Consider the following 24,670-nt stretch of genomic DNA (forward strand, 5'->3'; position numbering starts at 1 on the left):
GGGAATTCTCAGCCACCGCTTAGCGCCCGCACCACATTCGGCAGCGCCGGCAGCGTCAGCAACATCGTGCCGGCAAGCCAGATCGACGCGACGACGATGCTCCTGGGGCGCGCCGACCAGCGCTCATAGAGAGCGGCCGGCACGCCGGCGAGCATGATGGTCATCGTCGACAGGATCAGCGCACTTGCCATGTAGACGATCTGGCTCAGGGGAGGCGCCCAGCCCGGATACCAGATCGGATAGAACAGGAACACCATCAGCACCCACGGCGAAAAGATGCCGTTGACGATGGCGACCGCCATGACCGGGACAAGAGCGTTTTTGTCCATTGCCTCAACTCCCCTGCGAAGCCATCGGCGCAATGCCGAAATTGATCAGCAAGACGAGATAGAACACGCGCAAGGCCATAAGCCAGAGCACGCTGAAGACAATCACCACCGGCTGGGTCAGAATCGACGGCGTAATGCTCCGCACGACCCGCAGGAACGGGTCCGTGACAGTCTTGAAGAAGCGCCAGATGTAGTTGTCCCAGCTTTCCGGCACGAAGAGACCGAGCACGAGACGCCCGACCAGCGTGTACATCACCGCGGCAAGGACGAAATTCGGGATGTGGAAATACCAATAGGACCAGAAATCGTTCATGGGGGAGTTTCCAAGCAGCGGCGGCGCCGCGTTATGCCAGCGACGCCCCCGAAATGAAAGCGGGGTCCGTCACCGGACCCCGCCTTGAGCGCCAATCGCCATGCGCGATCAGGCAGTCTTTTCTTCCATCATCTGCTTGCCGCGAGGTATGCGCAGTTCCTCGATGAACTCCTGCATTGCCAAAGACGGTTCCCTGGTCAGCCTGGAGACAACGATCATGACCAAGAATCCGACCGGCAGGCCGAATGCGGCTGCCGACAGGTTCTTGACGCCCCACCAGTTGGCGATGGTCTGGGCATGCTTGTCGAGCGCCGCCCATGCAGCGGCCTGTGCGTCCGGAGCCGCAGAAGCCCAAGCCGCCTTCAGCTCCGCATATTTCGCAACGGCGTCAGCCGGTGCCGCGGACAGGCCACTCCACGTTTCGTAGAATCCGACTGCGCCGTAGCGGGTACCGAGCAGATAATAGAGGCAGATGCCGAAACCGGCGATCATGCCTGCAACGGCGCCGGCAGAGTTCGTTCGCTTCCACCAAACGCCGAGCACCAGCGCGGGGAACAGACCCGCGGCGGCGAGCGAGAATGCCCATGACACCATGGCGAGGATGTCGCCCGGCTTGGTCGACGCCACATAGGCGGCGGCGATGGCCACGAGCACGAGCAAAATACGCGACACCACCAGACGGCGGGCGGTCGGAGCATTCTGGTCGATCATCTTGTAGTAGATGTCGTGGCTGAGCGCGTTGGCGATGGCCAGCAGCAGGCCATCCGCCGTCGATAGCGCGGCGGCAAGACCGCCGGCGGCGACGAGGCCCGAGATGACGTAAGGCATGCCGGCCATTTCCGGCGTGGCCAGCACGATCATGTCGGCGTTGAGGTTGATGTCGGCGAAGGAAAGTGCCGTCACACCCTTTTCGGCGCAGGCCGCCGCGATCGCTGCGGCGTCAGTGGCAGCCTTGCCGCAGATCTGGACGAGCGTGCCGTCGGCTGCCGCCCAGCGCATCATCCATCCGGCTTTCTCACTGATGTTTTCAGGCGTCAGGCCCGATGCCACCAGATCGAGCATCGTCCATTTGGCGAACGCCGCATAGGCCGGCGCGGTGAAATAGAGGATGAAGATGAACAGCAGCGACCAGGCGACCGAGACACGCGCTTCACGCACCGACGGAGTGGTGAAATATCGCATCAGGACGTGCGGCAGGGATGCCGTTCCGACCATCAGGCAGAGAATAAGCAGGAAGTAGTTGAGCGCATTGTAGCCGCCATGCACGAATGGGGTGATGTGATGAACCGCGATGTTCTGCGCCGTTTCAAGCGCGGTGATGTTCGCGAGTGCCTGGCCCTGCATCAATTGCGGGATCGGCACGCCGGTTTTCACGGTGGACATCCAGATGGCGGGGATCAGGTAGGCGATGATCAGCACGATGTACTGGGCGACCTGCGTCCAGGTGACGGCGCGCATGCCACCCAGCATTGAGCAGACCAGGATGCCCGCAAGGCCGACATAGACTGCTACGTTGAAGTCGAGGCCGAGGAAGCGTGCCGAGATGATGCCGGTCGCGTAGATCTGCGCTACCACATAAGTGAAAGAGCAGGAGAACAGCACGATCACGCCGATAAAGCGCGCCAGATTGCCACCATAGCGCGCCGACAGGAAGTCTGGAACGGTGTAGGCGCCGAATTTGCGCAGATAGGGCGCAACGAGGATGGCCACGAGCACGTAGCCGCCGGTCCAGCCCAGCACGAAGGCGAGGCCGTCATAGCCGAGCAGATAGAGCGTGCCAGCCATGCCGACGAAGGACGCGCCGGACATCCAGTCAGCGCCGGTCGCCATGCCGTTGTAGATCGCCGGGACCCTGCGCCCCGCCACGTAGTACTCGCCGACATGCATGGTGCGGCTGAGAATGCCGATGACGGCGTAGATCGTGATCGTGAACGCCACGAACATATAGCCGATGATTCTGTTCGGGACGCCCATCGCGCTGATGATCGCCATCAGGATGATGAAGGCGATGAAGCCACCGGTGTAGATGCCGTAGATGCGACCGAGATTGGAGGTGAAGTCGCCTCTGCCTGCAGTGGTAACTGTCGTGTTAGCCATTGAGTTTCCCCCGATCATTCTTCATGGACGCCATGCTCTTCGTCGATTGCGTTCTGGCGCCGTGCGAACCAGAACAGCATGACGACGAAGGCGATGAGCGAACCCTGAGCGGCCATGTAGAAGCCGAGCGGAAAGCCAAAAATGACGATGGTGTTGAGTTGCACCGCGAACAGGTGGATGAAGTAACCGAAGAACACCCACAGGCCCAGCATGACGAACATGAGGCTCCTGGTCTTGTTCCAATAACTTATGCGGTCTGGCGTCGCCATAGCGTTGAACCCTCCCTTGGTTGGCAGCTTGCGAACCGTCTCGACCGCAAGGCGCCGTTTAAAGCTTGCCTCTTCCGCTGACGCGGAAGCCCTCCGGCATATGTTGCGGCCAGGTATAGAATCAGCCGACCGTAACTTTGCAGGAGTATCACTTTTTGTCGCCGCTGTTCATACGACTTTAGAATCGGTGAAAGGACTGGAGAACCGGCAAGAGGACTTCAATCAGTTAGAGGACTGGCGGTGCGGCGTGGCGGAGGCTAAACGGTTACCATCGGTTGGGAACAAAACCGAAGGGAGAGCGCCATGGGCCTGCTGAACGACTTGTTGCCCGAGTTTCTGCGCAAGCCGCAGCCGATCGTCAGCGTCGACGAACTGGCTGACTTCATGGATTCGCGCGCCGCCTTCCTGGCGCAGAAAAGCATCGTCGAGTTCTGCCGCGTCAGGGCAGGGGTGTACTGGCAGAAGCTGTTCAGCGAGAAGGAATTCCAGGCGGCGCTCAACCATTCACGCTGGCGCACCTACCCAGCGTGTTACGCCATGATGGCGGAAATGGTGGAAGGCGCGCTGCGCGAACCTGCCGGCTTGCGTCAGCGAGGCCTGCCAGCGGCGCTGGAAAAAGTAGCCTTGGCAAGCTTCTCCAAATATGCCGTTCCGGAGGGCTCACCCGCCACTTTTTGGGAGGACGCCGCCGAACTCACACGTCAACGCCTCGCCGCCACCCAGATCGGTCCGCCGCGCCCGGTGCGCGAGATCCCCGAGCCGCTGGCGCGAACGGTTTTCGAGATGGTCCCGATCCACCCCAATCTGCTGACCAACGATTACGACTATATCTTCAATTTCTTGAGAATGAATCTGCTGCGCGCGCATGAGGATTTCCTGGTGCAGGCCGACCGCAGCGCCCTCGTCGATGAACTGCTTGGCGCCGCGCGCAGCTGAGCTTGTTACTGCCCGAGCGTCGCCGGCGATGCGAACATCAGGTCCCGCACCAGGTCGGGTGCCGACTGAAGGCGCTTGATGAGTGTCTTGAGATGCGCCTGCTGCTCGCGCGCCAGCGCATTGATCTCGACGCGGTTGGATACCGGTATACCGGAGTAGATGTCATGCGTCTGCTGGGCGAGCAGCAAGCCGATCAGCATGGTATGGCCGGCCAGCATCGCCCTCATGTCGGGCTCGCCGCCAATATCCAGGGCGATCAGTCGCTCGAGCCGGGCACGCGTGCTCCGCTCGCGGATGCCGTGGCGAATTGCAAGCGTGCGTGCGGTCGCGACGATCGGAAAAAGGCCATGCTTCTTGATGTCCAGCCGGCCATTTTCAAGCTGAAAGCCGCCAAAGACAGTGAAGGGACTGCCGGTCGTCATCTGCTCGCCGAGCAGCTTCGCGAACACCGGCTCGGCGTGGGCACGGTCATAGGCATATTCGATGAACTGCGCGGCCAGCGTGGTGTCGCCATGCACCGGCCTCGGATCGTAGACGATATCGACGTTGAGCAGGTCCTCAGGCCGCAGGCGGCGAACCCAATCCTCGACGCGCCCCTTCCAGCTGGAGAGGCTACCGCGGAATGCGGCATTCGAGGCCATTACCCCGCCTTTGCAATACGGCACGCCTGAGATGTCGAGCATGTCGGCGAGCCTGGCGCCGAGATTCTTGAACCAGCGATCTTCGGGCCCATCCGGCTCGCCGTCTGCAAAGACGATTGCGTTGTCCTGGTCGGGGGCCATCAGGCTTTCGCCACGGCCGCCTGAGCCGAGCACGAGCACCGCGTAGGCGCAGGGCGGCGGGCCGTGGCCTTCGATCTGCATCTGCTGTTCGGCAAGCACGGCGGCGCGGCGGGTAAGCGAGCAAAGTTCGTCGCTGATGATTTCCGCCACCACGCGCGGGTCGATTGCTTCGCCGAGGAGCGATCGTACCACGCCGGGCAGCATCGACCAGCTGGCCGCCAGTTCGGCGGCATCCCTGGCATGTTCGATGGTGTCGTCGAGATCGATGGCAGCGGCGGCGCGGAGCCTCAGCAGATCACGCGCCGAAAGCACGCCGACCAGCATGCCGCCGTCGTCGCGGACGGCGAGGTGGCGGACTTTCAGCCGATCCATGCGGCCGATCGCCCGATAAGCGAACGCGGCGGCGCGGATGCTTATCAGCGGTCGCGTTGCGAGGCTTGCGACCGGCATGTCAAAAGCCCGCTCGGCGTCGGACGACATGCGGCGCAGCAGGTCGCGCTCGGTAACGATGCCATATGCCTCGATCGCTTGATCCGGCGTTCCGCAGTCGGACACGAGGACCGAGCTGATCTTGCGCTTGACCATGAGGTCGATGACCTGCCTTGTCGGTTTGGTCGACTTCACCACCACTGGCGGGCTGCTCATGAGGCTGCCGACGCGATGGCGATAGGCATAGGGATCAACCGGCTGAAACGCGGGAGCCTGGGGTCGCGACACCGGCTCGGCCCAGCCGGCGCGATGGCCGGCTTCGAGAGCGTCCGAAAGGGCAAGGCAGGCAACCTCGGCCTCTCCAAGCGTTCGGATGTTGCGCTTGCGCAACTCCGGAATCAGCGCGGCAAAGATGTCTCCGGCCGCAATCGCATCGCCCAGAGCCGAATGCCGGCCGGTTATCTCCAGGCGAAGCCACCCGGCGATCGTTTCCAGCGAATGGTCTGCCAGATTGGGATTTGCTATGGTTGCAAGAAGCCGGACGCACAGCGCCCGAGGCTTTTTCCAGGGCAATCGGGCGCGTCGGCATTCGCGCTCCAATACCGCCAGGTCGAAGCCGATCGAGTGGCCGACGAGGATGCGGTCGCCGACGAACTCCTGGAATTGCGCCCATGCATCCGGGAAGCTGCCGGCTCCGTCAACATCGGCATCGGTGATGCCGTGGACGAGCGAAGCCTCGGACGGGATTGCTTCACCGGGATCGATGAGGAGATCGAGCTGAGTTTCCCGGACGACCTTGCCATGCGCGATGCCGATCGCGGCAATCTGGACCACGCGCGCCTTGGTGGCGTCGGGCCCGGTTGTTTCGGTGTCGACGGCGGCAGCCGCAATTGCTATCAGCGGTGTCGCGCCGCTCGGCAGCTTCAATTCCGTCTCCTTCGGCATAGCCGATAGCCTTCCTCTGCCGGATGTCTTGCCGAGACAGCGCCTGTCCGAGACAGCGCCTTGTCGGTGCGAGAAGGTTCGATCCGGCTTGCCATGCAACATAGAGCGCGCCGGCGGGCCGCGTCGATGGCCGAAGTCAGGCTATGGCGTTCGCAATGTTGCGCCGGGGAGTTGCGCGCCTGCACGTCCAGGCGGCACATTCGCCTTAAAGTGATTTGATACGGTCGCAACGCTCGCACATTGTCGGCGAGCTTGCTGCCGAGGGCGCCGATGGATGAGATCAGGCGGATTGCTGTGGGGTGCATCGGGCGCGCCGTCATGTTCGGCTCGCTTGCCATCGGCTGTGTCATGGTCGGATTCTCCTTCAATCCGGTGTCTGCATTTCGCTCCGGCGCGTTCCTCACACTGACCATGGTTCTGGCGCTGATGTGGAAAGCCACGACCGCAGCCAGCAAGGATCCCAAGCACACCGAGGTCTGGCTCTACCTCGATGAGAAATCGCGCCCAGCCAATGGTCCGGCGCGACGGGTGTTCGGTACCATCATGAGCGACGTTTATAGACTCTACGCCCGGATCGCGCTCGGCGTCGCGGTCGGGTTCTTCCTGGTGTCGCTCGTGCTGATGCTGTTCGGCCTGGAAGCTTACAGGCCGCCTGCCAACTAGGCGGCCGCTCCGCCTATCCCTGCCCGCCCGCAGGACCTGGCGTTTTGCCATCGGGCCGATCGGCCTCGGAAAGTGCCGCGCTAAGCAGCAAACAAACCAAATTGTCCTCAGGTTGGAGAAAAACATTCTAAGGATCGCTGGAAAATAGCACTCGACAAAGTCTACTGATTTAATAGATTAACTGCCGAGACGGAGGTCGATATGTCCTATTTCCAGAACGCCCACACTGCCCGCAAAGGCCAAAGGCTCGGTTCCGAGCAGACTTGGCGGCCGGCCTATGCGGGCGCCTTTGCCTATCTCGTCTTTGCCCTTGCGTTCGTGTTCACCGGGGCGGTCGTTCTGGGTTTTGTTCCCTGACTATGGAGCCCGCGAGTCATCGGGCCTGACTAAAGGGATAGCTGTCTGCCGTTTCGCGATATCGGAGTTGAATGAACCGAGTCCCGGTGCGCTTTCGCGCGCTTGACCCCAACGTGATGGAGGAGATGGCAATGCCGATCGAGTTCACGCATGTTCCCGGTAAAACTCACCCGGCCGACCCAACCGCGCCGTTTTTCTACGATTTCGCGGAAACCGCGACAAAGCTGTCGCTGATCGAGGACATCGGTTTCCAGAAAATCGTCGTCGACGATCCGGCTGGGCTGCTGACCAATATGGATATTGCCGCCCGGGCGCTGGACCGCACTTCTTCGCTCGAGATCGTTCTCACGCATTGGGCTGGTGTGATCGACCCGACGGTGGCGGCACGGCAATTGGCGGCCCTCGACGCGAAAAGCGGCGGTCGGCTGTCGCTCAGGATGCTCAGCGAGCCGCTGAACGACGACGATGCCGAAACGCGTCGGGTCGGTCATACGGTCGTCTGGCAGCGCGTCGATGAATATCTGGTGCTGCTGAAACGGTTGTGGTCGAACGACAGGCCGTTCGACCATGAAGGCGCCTTCTACAGCGTCAGCGGCGGCTATGTGCCGCGCAAGGGGCCGCGTAGCGCCGGCGTGAGCGTCCGCATGGGAGGACGGTCCGGAACGGCGCTCAGGGTCGCCGGGCGGCATGCCGATGTCTTCGAGCTGACGCCGGGTTCGCTCGACGAGATCCGGCAACTGATGGAGCGGGTGCGCAATGCCGCCGCCGAACACGGTCGGGCCGGCAAGCTGCGTTTCGCGCTTCCCGTCCGGATCCGTTCGGAGGGCAACGCTTCCGGCCAGAAGGCGGTCGAATTTGTCGGACCGCCGGCACAAGTCGCGCTTTCCCTGCTTCCTTATGCTGCCCTGGGAATCGAGGAATTCATGATCGTCGGCGTCGACAGGCCACGCGAGATCGCAATGGCTGGCCGTGAAACGATCGCGCTGCTGCGCAACACTCTGGCGCGCCGCGAGGCTCCACCGCCCGGGGCGTTTGCGCCTCGCGTGATCCGCGAAGCACGCGCCGGCTGAGCGCGTGCTATGCGCTTTGTGGTCGCCAACCCGAAGCGCGTGGCGGGGCCGCTCATTGCCGGCCTTTCCACATCAGCACCATGAAGTAAGGCCCGCCAACCAGGGCAGCTAGCAAACCCGCAGGAATCTGCCACGGGAAAATCAGCATCCGGCCGGCCCAGTCGGCGGAAACAAGCATCATGCCGCCAAGCATCGCCGATGCGAAAAGCTGCGGCAAGGCGCGTCGAAAGCCGAGCATGCGGGCCAGGTGCGGCGCCATCAATCCGACGAAGCTCAGCGGCCCGATGACCAGCGTGGCTATTGTCGTCGGCACCGAGATAAGCACCAGGAGCACGACCCGCACGCGAAACAGGCCAAGCCCGAGCCCGCGCGAGGCGGCTTCTCCAAGCGGCAGGATTTCCAGCCAGCGGCTGGTGAGGGGCACGATGGCGAGCAGAGCAGTCGCCGCCACGGCGGCGATTGTGGCATCGGCGGCGGTGGCCCGGTAGGTGGAGCCGGACAGCCAGCCGATCAGCGTATCGAGCCGAGGATCGCCGCTGGCGAGCATCACCGCCGAGAATGCCGACGCCATCGTCGCCACGGCGACCCCGGAAAGCAGCAACCGATCAGGTGCGAGGGGCTGCTGGCGGCCGGTCGGCGAAACCATCGCCAGGCTGACCAGCGCCCCGACGAGACCGGCCGCGATCATCGCCGGACGGTTGACATCAGAAGTCGCGACGAAGAGCAGCAGTATGCCTAGCGAGGCGCCGCCTGAGATACCCAGCACCTCGGGCGCCGCCATCGGATTGCCGGTCATCCGCTGCATCAGCGTGCCGACCACGCCCAGCATCATACCCGCGCAAACCGCGACGACGATGCGAGGTGCCCTGAGCGGCAGCAGGTCGGCAAGTTCGGCGGCCGAGGCCACGTGCCAGCCGGTCGCGCCTCGCCCGACAACAAGCGCGGCGCAGAGAAGAAGCGCGATCGCGATGAGCCCGAGCAGCAGATAGGCCCACCCGCTGCGCCTGCGCACGGAAGCCAGCATGGTGCCGTCCCGGTCCGGGCTGGTGCGCAATTTCGGCAGGAGAAGAAACAGCAGCGGCGCACCGAGGAAAGCAGTCGCCACGCCTGCCGGGATTTCGGAGGTAAACGGCAGGACCTGCACCAGCCGGTCGGTCAGCCACAACAGCATGGCGCCCGCAAGCGGCGCCCAGATCATGCGCTGGCGCAGGGTCCGTGCGCCGGCGAGCCTGACCAGCGCCGGCGCCGCAAGCGCCACGAAGCTGATGACGCCGACGGCTGCGACCACCATGCTGCTCAGCCCGACGGCGACGGTCATCCCGGCCAGCCGTGTCAATACGGGTTTCGTGCCGAGGCTTTCGGCTCCCTCGTCGCTCAGGTCGAGAAGCCGCAGTGGCCGGAGCAGAAGGAAGGCAGCAATGCCGGCCATCGCCAGCCATGGCGCGAACCCGAGCACCACGGCATCGCCGTTCTGGATCAGCGAACCGCTCTGCCAGATGAAGAGTTCCTCGGAATATTCGCGGTTGGCCGCCATCAGCAGGGCGCTCGCCGAACTGCATGTGAGGCTGACCACCAGGCCGGAAATGATGATCGCGACCGGCGAGAAACTCCGGCCCCGGGCCAGAGCCAAAACCGCCAGCGTCGACAGGGCGCCGCCGGCGAGCGCCACCAATTCGCGACCTTGCTCCAGCAGCCACGGCGCGTAGAGCGTGGCGATCGTCAGGGCGATGGTGGCGCCTGCATTGGTGCCGATGGTCGTCGGCTCGGCGAGCGGATTGCGCAGCAGTTGCTGGAGCAGCGTGCCGGTCAGGCCGAGCGCCGCGCCGGCCAGCAGACTGATCGCCAAACGCGGCAGGAAGGCATGCCGGTAAAGCAGCTGCCGCGGATCGGCAAAGTCGGTCGCCCCGAGCGACTGCCACCACATGTCGGCGGGCAACAGGCGCAAAAGCCCGGCAGCGGTGAGATAGGCGGCGAGCACCGCCGGCACGCCGACGAGGGCGACGAGCATCCCTGCCTTGAAACGAGCACGATGGCCGGCCGTGGACTGCATGATGGTCATGCCCGGGCCAAAAACGTCGCAAAACGGGCAGCGGCTGCTAGCCCGCCGAACGGCCATACCGGCGGGATTGTCCTGACGTTGCCGGCCTTGACGCAGGGAAGGTTCGCCCAGAGGCTGCTCTGGTCGATCCTGATCTTCACATGCGGCGGGATCGGATCGAGCGAAATCACGCGGGCCTCGCCGATCGCAACCAGCTCTTCGATGCCCAGCATGGAAAAGCCCCAGCTATCGGTCGGCGCCGTCCAGGCGTTGGTGAGGCTCAACCTGTCGAGCACGTCCTGGAACAGACTGCCCTTGCCGTAGACGCGGACGTGACGGTCGTCGAACATGCTGACCACCGCGAGCGGCTGCCTGGCCCGCTCTGAAAATCGTGCCCTGATCTGGGCGATTGCCGCCGCCGTTTCCTGGATGAGGCGCTGAGCCTCAGCCTCGCGGCCGAGCTTTGAGCCAAGTTTCAGCGTTTCAATCTCGGCCTGGCGATAAGGCGCTTCGGTGCCATCGTAGAAGGGCACCGTATGCAGCGGCGCGATCCGCCGGAACGGAGCTTCGTCCAGCCCATAGCCATAGGCGCCGGTGATAAGATCGGGCTTGAGTTCCAGGAGCAGTTCGAGATTGGGCTCGCCGCGCGAGCCGAGATCGAGGCAGCCGGCGGCGGGAACAGCCGGACCCGCGACCCAGTCGCGGTAGCCCTTGGTATCGGCGACCGCCACCGGGCCGATCCCGAGCGAGACGACCATCTCGGCCGAGGTCCACTCAAGGCAGGCGATCCGCGGCTGCCGCGCCGCATGCGCCGGGTCGCCGCGCAGGCCGAGGCTCGTCGCGGCCAGGCCGGCCAGGCACCGGCGCCGCGTCAGTGGCGCCAATTGGGTCCGGGCCTGCACGCGCGGGTCACCATGTGTACTTCACCGAGCCGTTGAACCGGCGACCCTCGCCATAAAAGCAGCCGAAGCTTTCCGCGTAGCAGGAGGCGACATAGCGCTTGTCGAACAGATTGCTGACATTGAGGTTCAGCTCGGCGTTCCGCCATTCGTAGTGGAGTGCGGCATCGACAAGCGTGACTGCCGGCACTTTGAAAGTGTTGGCGTCGTCGCCGAAGGTCGAGCCGACGTAGCGAATGCCGGCGCCGAGCCCGAAGCCTTCCAATTTGCCGCTGCCGACGGTGTAATTCGCCCACAGCGAGGCCGCATGCTCCGGCACGCCGAATGGGGTGTTGCCCTCATCGCTGATTGTCTCGCCACTATCGTCATCGACGGTGATCGAGGTGGCCTTGGTGATCTCGGTGTCGAGATAGGTATAGGCCGCCCGGAAATCGAAGCCTGAATCGAGGCTGGCAACAGCTTCCAGCTCGATGCCGCGCGAGCGGATCTCGCCGGTCTGGAAGATATCGTTGGGCGCGCCAACACCGCCATAGCGCACGACATTCTGCCGGGCCAGGTCGAACGCCGAAACGGTGACGAAGGCATTCCAGCCGACCGGCTGGTATTTCAGCCCGACCTCGTACTGCTTGCCGGTTTCGGGCACGAGCGGATTGCCGTTGCTGTCGGGGCCGGACACCGGCTGGAACGATTCGGAATAGCTGACATAAGGGGCAAGGCCATTGTCGGCGAGATAAAGCAGACCGGCGCGGCTGGTGAAGGCGTCGTCCCTCTGGCGAGGATCGAAAGCGCCGGCCAGATTGTCGTGGACTTTCGCGTCGGCCCAGTCCTGGCGGCCGCCCAGCGTCAGCCGCCAGTTGCCCAGCTTGATCTGGTCCTGCGCGTAGAGGCCGACCTGCGATTGGGTGGTGTCGGTATCTGTATAGGGCGTCATTTCGCCGACCGGATAGCCATAGACCGGGTCGAAAATATTGAAATGATCATCGATCATATCGTTGCTGGCGGCATAGTCGCGGTAGGTGTAGCGCTTGTAGTCGAGGCCGAGAAGCAGCGTGTGGGCGAGCGGCCCGGTGTCGAAATCGGCCTGCGCCTGGTTGTCGATGGTCACGCCGCTGAGCCTGCTGCCGCCGGCATCGGCATAGCGGGAATAGTCGCCCTCATCATTCAGAAGCCCGCCGCCGAAGACGCCTTCCTCATAGTGCTTCAAATAGACGTAGCGGGCATGCTGGCGAACCTGCCACGTCTCGTTGAAGCGGTGATCCAACTCGTAACCGATCGACGCCTGGTCGTTGTCGTAGGTGTCGAAGCCCGGTTCGCCGACGAACATGCTGTTCGGCAGGTATTTTCCGTCCCTGCCCGGCCTGATCGTGCCGTATGCCGGCAGATACTGCATCGCCCAGCCGGACCGGTCGCGCTGATAGTTGGCGAGGATGGTCAGGCTGGTATCGGCATCGGGCTGCCAGGTCAGCGCCGGCGCGATGAAGATGCGTTCGTCCTCGACGAAATCAGTCTGCGTATCGCCGGTGTGGGCGGCACCGGTGAGGCGGAACAGCAGCGACTTGTCGGCGTTGACAGCCCCGCTGAAGTCGAACTTTCCTTCATAGCGGTCGAAGCTTCCGGCGCCGAACTCGACCTCGCGGAGGTTCTCCTCGGTCGGGCGCTTGCTGACATAGTTGATGATGCCGCCAGGACTTGCCTGGCCGTAGAGAACCGATGCCGGCCCGCGCAGGATTTCGTAGCGTTCGGCACCGTAGGAATCGAGCGCCGTGAACAGCGTGAAATTGCTTTCCTTGAGCTGCAGCCCGTCCTTGTAGAAGACGCCGCTGGAGTTCGAAATGCCGCGCATCTGCAAGCCGTGGCCACGATTGTCGGTGCCGTAGAGATTGCCGGTTGCGCCTGGCGTATAACGCAGCGCACTGTTCAGGCTGTCCACCGCCTGCGCTTCCATCTGGTCTTTGGTGATGACCGATATCGACTGCGGCGTCTCGATCAGCGGTGTTTCGGTCTTGGTAGCGGTGGAGCCCTGGGTGGCGACATAGCCGTCGACCGTCCCAAAGGCGCTTTCGACGCGTTCCTGAATATTGATCGGGTCGAGAGTGGTGGTCGCCTCCTGCGCGACGGCGTGACCGCCGCCAAGCAGCACCGGCAGCGACATCGCCGCGACCAGCAGGTTTCGGCGCGCAGTCACTTCGCTTTGAGTTCTTCCGCGACCTGAACCAACGACCATCTCGGCGCGCTCCACATTTCGTGTTTCGACGCAAATCCGGCGCGTCGCGACATTTTGTTGACTCAAAAAGTCATCTTCATTGTTGACTAGTAAACTCATGTTTCATAGTCAACCGGACATCGGCGCCCGCAAACCGGATTGCCGAAAACCGGATTTCGAAATGCGCGCAGAGCTGGAGAAAGGCCGAGACCGTGGCGGGAATTCATGCCCAGACTGCCTTTCATGTCGAAGCGGTGCGGTTCGCTGTCGGCGAGCGGACGCTGCTCGGTCCGGTTACACTCGAGTTGCAACGCTCGCGCGTCTATGGGCTGATCGGGCACAACGGCTCGGGCAAGTCGACGCTAATCAAGCTGCTGGCGCGCCAGCAGCCGGCAAGCTCGGGCGGCATAACCTTCGCGCAGCGGCCGCTGGTGCAGTGGGGCGCGCGTGAACTGGCGCGCGCGCTCGCCTATCTGCCGCAGACGACGCCGGCGGCGACCGGCCTGACCGTGCGCGAACTGGCGACGCTCGGCCGCTATCCCTGGCATGGCGCGCTCGGCCGTTTCGGGCATGAGGACAGGCGCCATGTCGAGGAGGCGCTAGTCCTGACCGACATGGCTGACTTCACCGACCGGCTGGTCGACGAATTGTCAGGCGGCGAGCGCCAGCGCGCATGGCTAGCGATGCTGGTGGCGCAGAATGCCGGCGTCATGCTGCTCGACGAGCCGATCTCGGCGCTCGACATCGCCCATCAGGTCGAGGTGCTGGGGCTGGTCAGGGACCTCAGCCGCAAGCGCGACCTGTGCGTCGTCGTCGTGCTGCACGATCCCAACATGGCGGCGCGCTACTGCGACGAATTGATCGCGCTGAAGGACGGCAGGCTGCTGACGCGCGGCACGCCGGACCAGATCATGCAGGGCGACGTGCTCAAAGGAATTTTCGGTGTCGAGATGGGCGTGTTTGCGCACCCCGTCACCGGCCAGCCCATCGGCTATGTGCAATGAGGCCACTCTTGAGAATAAGGAAGAAGCCCTTGTCCAGACATGGTTTGTTCGCGGCGTTGCTCGCATCCGCCATCCTGTCGGCCGGCGGCGCAGCCGCCCAGGAGCAACCGGGCGCAGCCGCCCAGGAGCAACCGGGCGCAGCCGCCCAGGAGCAACCGGGCGCAGCCCCGGCGATCGAGGCGCCGGCTCCAGTGCCTGGGCAGGCTGCGCCAGACGCCGCCGCGCCACCGGCGACGCAGCCCGGCGTGACAACACCTATCGAGACAACGCCTACCGAGACTGGCCCTTCGACGGCAACGTCCCTGACCCTGCCGCGTGACCTCTCGCCATGGGGCATGTTCATGGCGGCCGACATCGTCGTGAAAGCGGTGATGATCGGGTTGGCTTTTGCGTCCTTCGTCACCTGGACGATATGGCTGGCCAAATCGCTGGAGATCCTTGGCGGCAAGCTGCGCGCCCGCCGCGCGGCACAAGCGATCGGCAATGCCGCGACGTTGAACCAGGCCGGGCGCGCGCTTGGCCACAATAACGGTCCTGGCGCCCTGCTGGTGCGGGCAGCCGAGGAAGAGACCGCGCTTTCGGCCGGCTCGCTCGACCATGTGTCCGGCGACGGACTGAAGGAACGGGTCACCTCGCGCCTGTCGCGCATCGAGGCGGCGGCGGCGCGGCGCATGTCGCGCGGCACCGGCGTGCTGGCGACAATCGGCTCGACCGCGCCCTTCGTCGGCCTGTTCGGCACCGTCTGGGGCATCATGAACGCCTTCATCGGCATCTCGCAGGCGCAGACCACCAACCTCGCCGTCGTTGCCCCGGGCATTGCGGAAGCCTTGCTGGCCACGGCGATGGGCCTTGTCGCGGCGATCCCGGCGGTCGTCATCTACAACGTCTTCGCGCGATCGATAGCCGGCTACAGGCAGATCCTTGCCGATGCGTCGGCAGGGGTCGAGCGGCTGGTCAGCCGGGATCTGGATTTCCGCACGGTCGCGCCGGCAAAGCACATGGCCGCGGAATGAACACGGAGCGACGCCATGGCGGCTAGAATTCGAGAGAACATCGACGGCGATCTCGAGGAAAACCACGAGATCAACGTCACGCCGTTCATCGACGTGATCCTGGTCCTGCTGATCATCTTCATGGTCGCGGCGCCGCTGGCGACCGTGGATGTCAATGTCGACCTGCCGGGCTCGACCGCAACGCCTGCGCCTCGACCGGAGACGCCGTTGTTCCTGACGCTGAAGAACGATCTCAGCCTGGCGATCGGCAACGACAGCGTGCCGCGCGCAGCCTTCGCCGCCGCGCTGGTCGGCAGGACAAAAGGCGACAGGCAGACGCGCATCTTCCTGCGCGCCGACAAGGCGGTCGGCTACGGCGAGCTGATGGAGGTGATGAACCTTTTGCGCGGCGCCGGCTATCTGAAGATCGCGCTGGTTGGCCTCGAGACCGCGCCCAGCGATGCCGCGGCGCCGCAAGTCGGAACCGGCCAATAATGTCGCCGGCGGCCGCCCTGCCGATGGCCGATCAGCGGCGTTTCGGCGCGCGCGAGATCGCCTGGTGGGCGGGCGCGGCTGCGCTGGTCCTGATGGCGCATGCCGCGGTCGGCTATGCGATGCAGAGCTGGCGCCCGGCCGAGCCCGATGGCGGGCCGCCGCAGGCGCAGGTGATCGAGTTGTCGCCAATGGCGCTCACGCCGGCCGAGCCGGCGCCGATATCGGATGAGATAGCGCCCGATCAGCCGGACCCGGCCGAGGAGCCCGAGATTACCGAAACGGAGCCTCCGCCCGAACCGCCCGTCGAGCAGGCCGAGCCGGTCACCGAGCCGTCGGAGGCCGCTCCGGCCGACACGGTCGAGCCGACCCCGCCGACAGTGGCCGAACGGGTCGACCAGCCGCCGCTCGAGGAGGTCGTGCCCGAAATTGCCGAAGCCGTCACGCCGGAAGTGGTCGTTCCGCTGCCGCAGCCGAAACCGGTCGACAAACCCGTCGAGGCCAAGCCAAAGAAACAGGCAAAGACTGAGGTAAAGGAGCCGGCTGAGGTTAAGGCGAAGAAGCCTGTCAAAGAATCCAAAAAGCGTCCGAAAAAGGAAAAGGCCGCACCGCCGCGGACGACGGCCAGTGTCGCTGCGACATCCGCAGCCAGGGCGGCCGCCCCGAAATCGACCAAGGCAACGGCTGCGAAACGCGGGGACGCCAAGAAGTGGAACTCGCAACTGACAAGGTGGCTCAATCGGCACAAGCGCTATCCGAAGGCCGCGAAAGCCCGCCGTTCGGAAGGAACTGTGACCGTCTCCTTCATGGTGGCCGGCTCCGGCCGAGTGACGTCCGTTCGCATCACCGGTTCGTCCGGCGACCCTGATCTCGACCGCGGTGTACTCGACCTGCTGCAGGGCGCTTCAGTGCCGGCGCCGCCAGAAGGCGTTAGCTCGCGTGTCAATGTGCCGTTGAGGTTCGACCTGCGGTAATCAGACGATAGGCGATGCCCTGCATTGAGAATGGCGCTAAACGGCTGAGTCAGGAAACAGTTTCGAAGACCACCCTCTGGGAAAGGCCGCCGCCGGTGCGGTTCTCCAGTGTGATGGCGCCGCCGTAGCGTTCGATGATTTCCTTGGCGATGGCGAGGCCGAGGCCGGCCCCCGGAATGGACTGCCTGCGGCCGGGATCGACGCGAAAGAAAGGCTCGAACGCCTTGCCGAGCAGTTCCGGCGGAATGCCGGGCCCGCGATCGGCGATGGTGAGGGTGGCGCGGTTGTCAGCTGCGGACAGGGAGATGCTGCAGCCCTTGCCATGCGTTGCTGCATTGACGATCAGATTGCGCAGTGCGCGGCGAAGGCCGAGCGCACCCGCCCTGACCGAGACCTTGTCGAGATGGCCGATCGAAACGGCGTGACCTAGCGAAATCATCTCGGCCTCGATGTCACGGATCAGTCTTTCGAAGTCGACCGGTTCGACGGCATCCTGGTCGACCTCCTCGCGCACCAGCCGGATGGCGCTGTCAGCGATGCGGTCGAGCTCCTCAAGATCGTGCAGCCATTTTTCGCGTTCTTCGTCCGCCAGGAACTCGGCACGCAGTCGCATGCGCGTCATCGGTGTTCTCAAATCATGGCCCGCCGCGGCGACGAGGCGCATGCGGCTTTCCATGGCCGATTTGAGCCGGGTCGAAAGCTGGTTCAGCGCACGTGCGGTGGCGCGCACCTCGCCGGAACCCTTCTCAGGCAAAGGGGCAAGAATGCCGTCCGGCCCGATGCGCGCTGCCGCGGATTCCAGCATGACCAGGGGCCTTGTCAGCACGGTCGCGAAGTAGAGCGAAACGGCGGTGGCGCCAAGCACGATGAGCGTAATCCAGCCGGACAAGACCAGCCAGCGGTCGGCCGGCGGCGAGAAGTCGGGAATATCGAGGGCCATCCAGCGGCCGTCCGGGAGTTGCACCGAGGCAACCATGCCCAGTTTGCCTTCGACCCGCACGACGATAGCGGGAAACGCTGCCCCGCTGTGTTCCAGCGCTCGGTTGAGAAAACGTGTTGCGCGCTCGTCCTTCTCACCTTTTGTCGGCTGATCTGCGAGTTCGAGTTTGACGTCGTCTGCCTGCGCAACATGGCCGGGAAGCGATTGCGCCAGCAGCAGGATCTGACGGGCGACTGGTTCTATCGTGGATTCAGGGTTGGGTCCACGGACGACGCTGACGACCGCCAGTGTCGCCAGAGCCACCACACCGACGATCGAGGTAACGAGAAGCAGCGCGATCCGCGCCCTGAGCGAGGTCACGACGACGCGTCCACGGTCTCGACGCGGACGGTCAACTGATAACCGCCATTGCGCACCGTCTTGAAAAGAGGCGCTGCGGCGTCCTCGCCAAGTTTGCGCCTCAGCCGGCTCATCAGCACGTCGACGGAGCGATCGAGCGGCTCACGCTCGCGCCCTTGCGTGAGATCGAGAAGCTGGTCGCGCGACAGAACGCGGCCCGGTCTGTCGACAAAGACCTGCAGCAGGTCAAACTCCGCACCGGTCAGCTCGATCGCCTCGCCGTTCGCATTGGCGACGCGACGGATTTCCGGCTCCATCGTATAGCCGGCGAAGCGATAGATGCGGGCCATGACGGACGCTGCCTGCTCCTGCGCCGAGCGCCGCAGCACGGCGCGGATGCGGGCGGTCAGCTCACGCGGGTTGAACGGCTTGCCAAGATAGTCGTCGGCGCCAAGCTCCAATCCGATGATGCGGTCGACATCCTCCTTCAGCGCCGTCAGCAGGATGATCGGGATGTGTGGTTTGCTGTCGCGCAGGCTGCGGCAGATATCGAGCCCTGAACCGTCGGGCAGCATGACGTCGAGCACGATCAGGTCGAACTGGCCGGTGGCCAGCCTGTGCTCGCATTCGCGCCGATCCGCCGCCACCGAGACGCGAAATCCCTGGCCGTCGAGATAGCGCCCGAGCAGCGTCCTTATCTCGCGATCGTCGTCGACGACAAGGATTTGCGGTTTTGACTGCATTATCTGCCTGGTGTCGTTTGGCCGTTCTTTGCCGGTTACAGGGTCGATTATAGGGAGAGCCACCGGCGCGCGGCACTGAAAATTGCAACCGAATGTTTCCGACAGGCAGGCGGAAACATTCGGAAACAAATCTTCCCTTTCCGGAAACCTTCGGCAACAGCGCGAAGCAAACGCGAAAAGGTCGCCTCCTATCCTCTCGCCATCCGAAGCATGTGGGAAAGGATTACATCATGCAAAGCAGACTTCTTGCTCTCGGCCTCTTCTCCGCCGCGCTCATTCATCCGGCGCTGGCGCAGCCCACCGACCCTGTCACCGGACCTGGCGGGGAACCGCAGGTCGCCGCAATGCAGAGCGGGCCGGATGACAGCCCGATGCCGTGGCCCGGCCAGCACCGGCCGATGCGGCCTGGTCCGGACGGCTTCGGCCGGCAACATATGGGGCCGCCGCCGGAATTCAGGCTCGCAGTCCGGCTTTGCGCGCTCGAGACCCGGATCGGCGTCAGGACCGAGCAGCTCGACGCATGGCGCGACTATACCAGCGCGCTGCAGGCGACGCTGACACGGCCCGATCATGGACCGAATGGTCCCGGCAAGCGCGGTCCCGACACGGGAGGCCCCGGCAGCAATAGCGATCAGGGTCCCCGCGATCCTTTCGCTTTCCAGGAAAAGCTGGCTGACGACCTTACCGCTCGCGCTGCCTCGGCGGCAAAGCTGAAGGAAGCAATCGCAGCACTTCGCGGCAAGCTGACGCCCGAACAGCTCGAAATCCTTGCTTCGGCGGATAGACCTCATGGACCACCCCGCGGCCCATGGGGCAATCCGCCGGATGATGCAGCCGGCCCCGGAGGCCTGCCCAATCCTGGCAGGCAGCTCCCGCCACCCCTACCCCGGACGGACGAGCAACTCTGACCGGCTGCACCGGCCGGTCCGCTGACCTTCCCCGTTGCCGGGCCGGCCGACACCTTATGAAAGAGAATTTCCATGTGGGAGATGTTCTTGATACTGCGGCTGCTGATGGCGGCCGCGCCCGAGCAGCATCGCCGCGGTTCGGCCACGACGCTTCGGTCGCTGCAGGCCTTCACCGGCGCGACCAGGCTTGTCTTCGGCACCTGGCGCCTTTCGCTCGGTGTTCCCACGCTTGAGAAAACCAGTTCAACGAACGCCGAGAAGACCGATGGCCGCTAGATTGTCGCGCAAGAAATACCTGCTGCTTTTCGCCGTCATTCTCGCCATCGCGATTGCCGCCATGCTCAAGGCCTATGGGCGCAGCAATATCGATGCGAATGGGGCCGATGCGACTGCAGACAAGACACCCGCGATCGTGCAGGCCGCCTCGCTGACAGTTTCGGTCGAAAAGGTGCGCAAGGATGAAATCGCCTCAGTGATTACCGCCACCGGCACGGTTCAGGCACGGCAGGAAGCCACGATCGGCTCGCAGACGAGCGGCCTGCAACTGACCGAGGTTCTCGTTGACGAGGGCGACGACGTCAGCAAGGGCGATGTGATCGCGCGCCTCGATGATGCGGTGCTGAAGGCCCAACTCGCCGAGCAGAAGGCAACCGTCGAGCAGGCGCGCGCTACGCTGGAGGCAGCCGAGACGGCGTCGGCGCGCGCCCAAAAGCTCATCACCAGCAATGCGATCAGCGCCGAGACGGCCGAAGAGAGAGCAACCACGGTCAAGATCAGCCAGGCGCAACTCGCCCAGGCTCAAGCGGCGGCGGACAACATCGCCGCGCAACTCGCGCGGACCGAAATCCACGCCCCCTTTGACGGTTCGGTGTCCACCAGGCCCGCGGTGGCCGGCTCCATCGTTCAGTCCGGCACGGAACTGATGAAAATCGTGCGTGACGGCAAAGTCGAGGTTGCCGTCCAGGTGCCCGAGAAGGATCTGCCCGCGATCGCGACCGACCAGGCAGCGACAATTACCGACGCCGCCGGCAAGATGCTTTCCGGCAAGGTCAGCTCGATCGCCGAGAAGGTCGACGGCACCACAAGGCTGGGCACCGTCTATGTCGTGCCGCAGGACAACTCAGGGCTCAGGCCTGGCATGTTCGCCCGCGTCTCGATCGCCACGTCTTCGGCGGAAATCCTGAATATCGCGGAGAGCGCGCTGACATGGCGCGATGGCAAGCCGAACGTCTTCGTCGTCGGTGAAAGCGGTAAGGTTGCGACCCGCTCCGTTGCGACCGGCAGCCGCAAGGCCAGTCGCGTCGCCATTGTGTCTGGGCTGACCCAAGGCGAGAGCGTCGTCGTCTCTGGAGCCGGCCTGCTCAATGACGGCAATCTCGTCCGCGTCGCGGCGGGCGATTCCGGCCAGGCCGCATCAAACACGGAGACGGTGCGATGAACGCGATTTCCTCCTGGTCGATCCGCAATCCGGTTCCGACCATCGTCTTGTTCCTGTCGCTGACGATTGCCGGCCTCTATGGCTTCATGCAGCTCAGAACCAACAACATGCCTGACATCGACTTGCCGACCGTCACCGTCACGGTGACGCAGGCGGGTGCTGCGCCGAGCGAGATGGAAGTCCAGATCGCGCAGGCCATCGAGAATGCCGTGGCGAGCCTGGATGGCGTCGACGACGTCTCGACCTCGATCAGCGAAGGCTCCTCAGTCACCTCAGTCGAATTCACCCTCGACACCGAACCCGAAACGGCCACCAACGACGTGCGCAACGCGGTCTCCAGCGTCCAGTCCAGCCTGCCTGCTGCTGCCGTCGCGCCCGTCGTGACGAAGGTCAATGCATCAGGCAATTCGGTGCTGACCTATGTGGTCGAGGCGCCGGCCATGTCGCCCGACGCGCTGAGCTGGTACATCGACAACGACGTCGCCAAGGCGATGTTGGGCGTTGATGGAGTGTCCAAGATCACCCGTTCGGGCGGCGTCGACCGGGTGATCCGTGTCGAGTTCGATCCCGACCGCCTTGCCGCGCTCGGCATCAGCGCCGGCGATGTCAGCCAGATGCTCGCTTCCATCAACGTCAACCAGCCAGGCGGCCGCACGACGATCGGCAGCCAGGAGCAGTCGGTCCGCACGCTGGCCGATACACGCATCGCACTTGTGGGAGCCGGCGACGTCAAGCTGTCCGACCTCGGCAAGGTGGTCGACAGTTGGGAAAAGCCGCGTCAGTCCGCCTATCTCGACGGCAGACAGGTCGTCGCCTTCAACATCTACCGGTCGGTCGGTTCGAGCGAGATCGACGTGGTCGAGGCCGCGCGCGCCGCGATCGCCGAAATGGGCGCGAAGACAAATGCGGTGAAATTCACCGAGGTCACCTCGTCCTCAGGTTTTGTCCAGGAAAGCTACGATGCCGCGTTCGAGGCGCTGTGGCTCGGCGCGCTGCTCGCCATCGGTGTTGTCTGGCTGTTCCTGCGTGACATCAGGGCGACGCTGGTGTCGGCGGTCGCCATGCCGCTATCGCTGATCCCGACCTTTGCGGTGATGGCGGCGTTCGACATTTCGCTCAACAATATCACCTTGCTCGCTCTGTCGCTGGTGGTCGGCATCCTCGTCGACGACGCCATCGTCGAGATCGAGAATATCGTGCGCCATATGCGTCAGACCGGCGCCACAGCCTATCAAGCGGCGATCGAGGCCGCCGACGAGATCGGCCTCGCCGTGGTGGCGACCACCGCCACAATCGTCGCCGTCTTCCTGCCGGTGGCCTTCATGCCCGGCATTCCGGGAAAATTCTTCGTCAGCTTCGCCGTCGCCGTCTGTGTGTCGGTGCTGTTCTCGCTGCTGGTGGCACGCATGCTGACCCCGCTGATGGGCGCCTATCTGGTGCGCGCCGGCGGCCACAGCGAAGAGGATACGCCGGCCTGGGTGCCGACTTATCTCTGGCTGCTGCACGAGGCGCTCGACCACCGCTGGATCACGCTTGTTGCCGGCATCGCCTTTTTCGCCGGCTCATTGGCGCTGGCGACGCAGCTGCCGACCGAATTCATGGCGGCAACGGATCGCGGCCGCTCGATGATCTCGGTCGAGCTGCAGCCGGGATCGACGATCGAGCAGACGGCGGCCGCGGTGCAGGACATCACCAGGCGCCTGCAGGGCGAACCGGCGGTCGACAGCATTTTCGCCACGATCGGCACGGCGGCCGAGTCGGGCGGCGGGCCGAACCGCGGATCGACATCGGCCGAAGTGCGCAGCGCCAATGTTACCGTCAATCTGAAGCCGCGCGACGAGCGGACTGTCAGCCAGCAGGAATTCGAGGCCGAGGCCTCTCCGAAGCTCAACGACATTCCCGGTGCCCGCATCCAGTTCGGCGCAGACGGCTTTTCGGGCGCCAAGGTGTCGATCACGCTGATAGGCGACAATGGCGATGCGCTGCAGAAGACCAGCGATGCGCTGATTGACCAGATGAAGTCGGTTCCCGGCCTCAGCAATCCGACATCGACGGCTGCAACGACGAAACCCGAGCTGATCGTGCGCCCCGACAGCGCCAAGGCGGCCGAGCTTGGCATCACCCCGACCGAGATCGCCCAGACGGTGAAGATCGCCACCGTCGGCGATACCGACACCAGCCTGCCGAAATTCAATCTCGGCGATCGCCAGGTGTCGATCGTCGTGACCTTGCCCGACGGAGCCATCGACGACCCTTCGAAGCTCGCTGTCCTGCCGTTGACCGGCACCAAGGGCACCGTGCCGCTTGCCGCGATCGCCGACATCAGCTTCAACGCCGGGCCCAACAGCATCGCGCGGGTGGATCGCAGCCGCAGCGCCACCGTCGAGGCGGATCTTTCCGGCATCACACTCGGCGAGGCGACCTCGGCCATCCGCGCCCTGCCGGCAATGCAGAACCTGCCCGCGGGCGTGCGTGAACTGGCGCGCGGCGACGCCGCCCGCATGCAGGAGCTGTTCAGCGGCTTTGCCACGGCGATCGCCGCCGGCATCTTGCTGATGTACCTGACGCTGGTGCTTCTGTTCCGCAGCTTCGTGCAACCGGTGACGATCCTGGTCGCGCTGCCGCTGTCGGTCGGCGGTGCGCTCGGCTTTATGCTGATCACCGGCAAGGCGCTTGGGCTTTCGACGCTGATCGGCCTGTTGATGCTGATGGGGATCGCGGCGAAGAACTCGATCCTGCTGGTCGAGTATGCGCTGATCGCCGAACGGGAACGCGGCATGAGCCGCTTCGAGGCGCTGATCGACGCCGCTCGCAAGCGGGCGCGGCCGATCGTGATGACGTCGGTCGCTATGGGCGCCGGCATGCTGCCGATCGCGCTCGGCCTCGGTGCCGATGCCGAGACGCGGGCGCCGATGGCCATCGCCGTCATCGGCGGGTTGCTGTCCTCGACCGTGCTCAGCCTGGTCTACGTGCCGGTGGTCTACACCTTCATGGACGATATCCAGCGCTTCCTCGACCGCCATCTGCGCAAGCTGCTGGTGGAACGGTCCGGCGCGGACGAAGCAGCTGATCTGCCGGGCGCCGGGACTGGAAGCGCGTGATCGACACGCTGATCACGGAAACCCGCCGCCGTTCCTTCGCCGCATCACCGTCGAGCTTACCACGCGCTGGCGGGGGCGCCGGCGGATTGCCGCGTGGCAAGCAACAGTCAATCGGATTTGAGGGTAGAGGTATGAAAATGAAGGCAACCGCAACGCTCACCCGCGCCATGGCGCAAGTCGGCATGTCAACGGCGGCGGATGTTGCGAAGGCGATGGGGCAGGCAAGCAGCACGGAAGCCGATGTTCCGACCCTGGAAGCAAGCAATGCAGAAGTGATCGGTTGGGATGGCGCGATCGACGCCGCGAAACTTGAGATCGGCGACGTCAAGGCCGGCCCACGCCTGGCTTCGAAGCCTGTGACGCAGTGAAGAAGGCGCCATATTTCCGCGCGCTGGACATTTGCGGGTGA

At 64.3% G+C, this 24,670-nt stretch carries 23 protein-coding genes; 13 read left to right on the forward strand and 10 right to left on the reverse strand.

The window, feature by feature from the left end; all coding sequences use genetic code 11:
* Positions 1 to 8 precede the first annotated feature (8 nt).
* The 4 genes from AC0L2R_RS26155 to AC0L2R_RS26170 form a co-directional block, all read right to left on the reverse strand.
* Positions 9 to 329, reverse strand: a complete 321-nt coding sequence (locus AC0L2R_RS26155; RefSeq protein WP_473512322.1) for a hypothetical protein — start codon at positions 327 to 329, stop codon at positions 9 to 11.
* Between the two features lie 4 nt (positions 330 to 333).
* Positions 334 to 642: a YggT family protein gene (locus AC0L2R_RS26160; protein WP_473512323.1), complete on the reverse strand. Its 309-nt coding sequence runs from the start codon at positions 640 to 642 to the stop codon at positions 334 to 336.
* Between the two features lie 108 nt (positions 643 to 750).
* The gene (locus AC0L2R_RS26165) at positions 751 to 2,739 is read right to left on the reverse strand and encodes a sodium:solute symporter family protein (protein ID WP_287378147.1); all 1,989 of its coding nucleotides are present in this window, start codon (positions 2,737 to 2,739) and stop codon (positions 751 to 753) included.
* Between the two features lie 14 nt (positions 2,740 to 2,753).
* On the reverse strand, positions 2,754 to 3,008 hold the full coding sequence (locus AC0L2R_RS26170; RefSeq protein ID WP_473512325.1) for a DUF4212 domain-containing protein: 255 nt from the start codon (positions 3,006 to 3,008) through the stop codon (positions 2,754 to 2,756).
* Between the two features lie 303 nt (positions 3,009 to 3,311).
* Here AC0L2R_RS26170 and AC0L2R_RS26175 point away from each other — a divergent pair, with 303 nt between their 5' ends.
* Positions 3,312 to 3,944, forward strand: coding sequence for a hypothetical protein (locus AC0L2R_RS26175; protein WP_473512327.1), 633 nt, complete (start codon positions 3,312 to 3,314; stop codon positions 3,942 to 3,944).
* Positions 3,945 to 3,949: 5 nt separating this feature from the next.
* Here AC0L2R_RS26175 and AC0L2R_RS26180 read toward each other — a convergent pair whose 3' ends face one another.
* The gene (locus AC0L2R_RS26180; protein ID WP_473512329.1) at positions 3,950 to 6,100 is read right to left on the reverse strand and encodes a DUF294 nucleotidyltransferase-like domain-containing protein; all 2,151 of its coding nucleotides are present in this window, start codon (positions 6,098 to 6,100) and stop codon (positions 3,950 to 3,952) included.
* A gap of 270 nt (positions 6,101 to 6,370) precedes the next feature.
* Here AC0L2R_RS26180 and AC0L2R_RS26185 point away from each other — a divergent pair, with 270 nt between their 5' ends.
* The 3 genes from AC0L2R_RS26185 to AC0L2R_RS26195 all read left to right on the forward strand — a co-directional run bounded on the left by AC0L2R_RS26185 (position 6,371) and on the right by AC0L2R_RS26195 (position 8,190).
* Positions 6,371 to 6,763 carry a hypothetical protein gene (locus tag AC0L2R_RS26185; RefSeq protein WP_473512331.1) on the forward strand — a complete coding sequence of 131 codons (393 nt, stop codon included), beginning with the start codon at positions 6,371 to 6,373 and terminating at the stop codon, positions 6,761 to 6,763.
* A 201-nt stretch (positions 6,764 to 6,964) separates the two neighbouring features.
* Complete coding sequence (locus tag AC0L2R_RS26190; RefSeq protein ID WP_091592315.1) at positions 6,965 to 7,120, forward strand: hypothetical protein; 156 nt, start codon at positions 6,965 to 6,967, stop codon at positions 7,118 to 7,120.
* Positions 7,121 to 7,251: 131 nt separating this feature from the next.
* On the forward strand, positions 7,252 to 8,190 hold the full coding sequence (locus AC0L2R_RS26195) for an LLM class flavin-dependent oxidoreductase (protein ID WP_473512419.1): 939 nt from the start codon (positions 7,252 to 7,254) through the stop codon (positions 8,188 to 8,190).
* 52 nt (positions 8,191 to 8,242) lie between these two features.
* On the opposite strand, the gene fhuB is transcribed toward AC0L2R_RS26195, so the two are convergent.
* The 3 genes from fhuB to AC0L2R_RS26210 are packed head-to-tail and all read right to left on the reverse strand — an operon-like array spanning position 8,243 to position 13,312.
* Positions 8,243 to 10,249: a Fe(3+)-hydroxamate ABC transporter permease FhuB gene (fhuB, locus tag AC0L2R_RS26200; protein ID WP_473512333.1), complete on the reverse strand. Its 2,007-nt coding sequence runs from the start codon at positions 10,247 to 10,249 to the stop codon at positions 8,243 to 8,245.
* Complete coding sequence (locus AC0L2R_RS26205; protein ID WP_473512334.1) at positions 10,246 to 11,130, reverse strand: ABC transporter substrate-binding protein; 885 nt, start codon at positions 11,128 to 11,130, stop codon at positions 10,246 to 10,248. The genes fhuB and AC0L2R_RS26205 overlap by 4 nt, the downstream gene beginning before the upstream one ends.
* 7 nt (positions 11,131 to 11,137) lie before the next feature.
* The gene (locus tag AC0L2R_RS26210; protein WP_473512335.1) at positions 11,138 to 13,312 is read right to left on the reverse strand and encodes a TonB-dependent siderophore receptor; all 2,175 of its coding nucleotides are present in this window, start codon (positions 13,310 to 13,312) and stop codon (positions 11,138 to 11,140) included.
* A 230-nt stretch (positions 13,313 to 13,542) separates the two neighbouring features.
* Here AC0L2R_RS26210 and AC0L2R_RS26215 point away from each other — a divergent pair, with 230 nt between their 5' ends.
* The 4 genes from AC0L2R_RS26215 to AC0L2R_RS26230 are packed head-to-tail and all read left to right on the forward strand — an operon-like array spanning position 13,543 to position 16,792.
* Positions 13,543 to 14,334 (forward strand): ATP-binding cassette domain-containing protein, encoded by a 792-nt coding sequence (locus AC0L2R_RS26215; RefSeq protein WP_128173647.1) that lies wholly within the window; start codon positions 13,543 to 13,545, stop codon positions 14,332 to 14,334.
* Positions 14,335 to 14,363: 29 nt separating this feature from the next.
* Positions 14,364 to 15,347 carry a tonB-system energizer ExbB gene (gene exbB, locus AC0L2R_RS26220; protein ID WP_473512336.1) on the forward strand — a complete coding sequence of 328 codons (984 nt, stop codon included), beginning with the start codon at positions 14,364 to 14,366 and terminating at the stop codon, positions 15,345 to 15,347.
* A gap of 15 nt (positions 15,348 to 15,362) precedes the next feature.
* Complete coding sequence (exbD, locus tag AC0L2R_RS26225; RefSeq protein WP_091592320.1) at positions 15,363 to 15,821, forward strand: TonB system transport protein ExbD; 459 nt, start codon at positions 15,363 to 15,365, stop codon at positions 15,819 to 15,821.
* Positions 15,821 to 16,792, forward strand: a complete 972-nt coding sequence (locus tag AC0L2R_RS26230) for an energy transducer TonB (RefSeq protein WP_473512337.1) — start codon at positions 15,821 to 15,823, stop codon at positions 16,790 to 16,792. Before exbD ends, AC0L2R_RS26230 begins: the two co-directional genes overlap by 1 nt.
* A 49-nt stretch (positions 16,793 to 16,841) precedes the next feature.
* Here AC0L2R_RS26230 and AC0L2R_RS26235 read toward each other — a convergent pair whose 3' ends face one another.
* Together AC0L2R_RS26235 and AC0L2R_RS26240 are read right to left on the reverse strand one after the other, a co-directional pair.
* The gene (locus AC0L2R_RS26235; RefSeq protein WP_473512339.1) at positions 16,842 to 18,092 is read right to left on the reverse strand and encodes an ATP-binding protein; all 1,251 of its coding nucleotides are present in this window, start codon (positions 18,090 to 18,092) and stop codon (positions 16,842 to 16,844) included.
* On the reverse strand, positions 18,089 to 18,814 hold the full coding sequence (locus AC0L2R_RS26240) for a response regulator (RefSeq protein ID WP_473512340.1): 726 nt from the start codon (positions 18,812 to 18,814) through the stop codon (positions 18,089 to 18,091). The genes AC0L2R_RS26235 and AC0L2R_RS26240 overlap by 4 nt, the downstream gene beginning before the upstream one ends.
* Positions 18,815 to 19,044: 230 nt before the next feature.
* Here AC0L2R_RS26240 and AC0L2R_RS26245 point away from each other — a divergent pair, with 230 nt between their 5' ends.
* The 5 genes from AC0L2R_RS26245 (at position 19,045) to AC0L2R_RS26265 (ending at position 24,629) form a co-directional block, all read left to right on the forward strand.
* On the forward strand, positions 19,045 to 19,722 hold the full coding sequence (locus AC0L2R_RS26245; RefSeq protein ID WP_473512342.1) for a hypothetical protein: 678 nt from the start codon (positions 19,045 to 19,047) through the stop codon (positions 19,720 to 19,722).
* Positions 19,723 to 19,794: 72 nt separating this feature from the next.
* The gene (locus tag AC0L2R_RS26250; RefSeq protein WP_473512343.1) at positions 19,795 to 19,998 is read left to right on the forward strand and encodes a hypothetical protein; all 204 of its coding nucleotides are present in this window, start codon (positions 19,795 to 19,797) and stop codon (positions 19,996 to 19,998) included.
* Positions 19,988 to 21,160, forward strand: coding sequence for an efflux RND transporter periplasmic adaptor subunit (locus AC0L2R_RS26255; protein WP_473512345.1), 1,173 nt, complete (start codon positions 19,988 to 19,990; stop codon positions 21,158 to 21,160). Before AC0L2R_RS26250 ends, AC0L2R_RS26255 begins: the two co-directional genes overlap by 11 nt.
* Entirely contained in the window at positions 21,157 to 24,261 is a 3,105-nt protein-coding gene (locus AC0L2R_RS26260) for an efflux RND transporter permease subunit (protein WP_473512346.1), read from the forward strand. Before AC0L2R_RS26255 ends, AC0L2R_RS26260 begins: the two co-directional genes overlap by 4 nt.
* Positions 24,258 to 24,629 carry a hypothetical protein gene (locus AC0L2R_RS26265; RefSeq protein WP_473512347.1) on the forward strand — a complete coding sequence of 124 codons (372 nt, stop codon included), beginning with the start codon at positions 24,258 to 24,260 and terminating at the stop codon, positions 24,627 to 24,629. Before AC0L2R_RS26260 ends, AC0L2R_RS26265 begins: the two co-directional genes overlap by 4 nt.
* The last annotated feature ends 41 nt before the right edge of the window (positions 24,630 to 24,670 follow it).

Source organism: Mesorhizobium sp. WSM4820 (genome assembly GCF_055811075.1).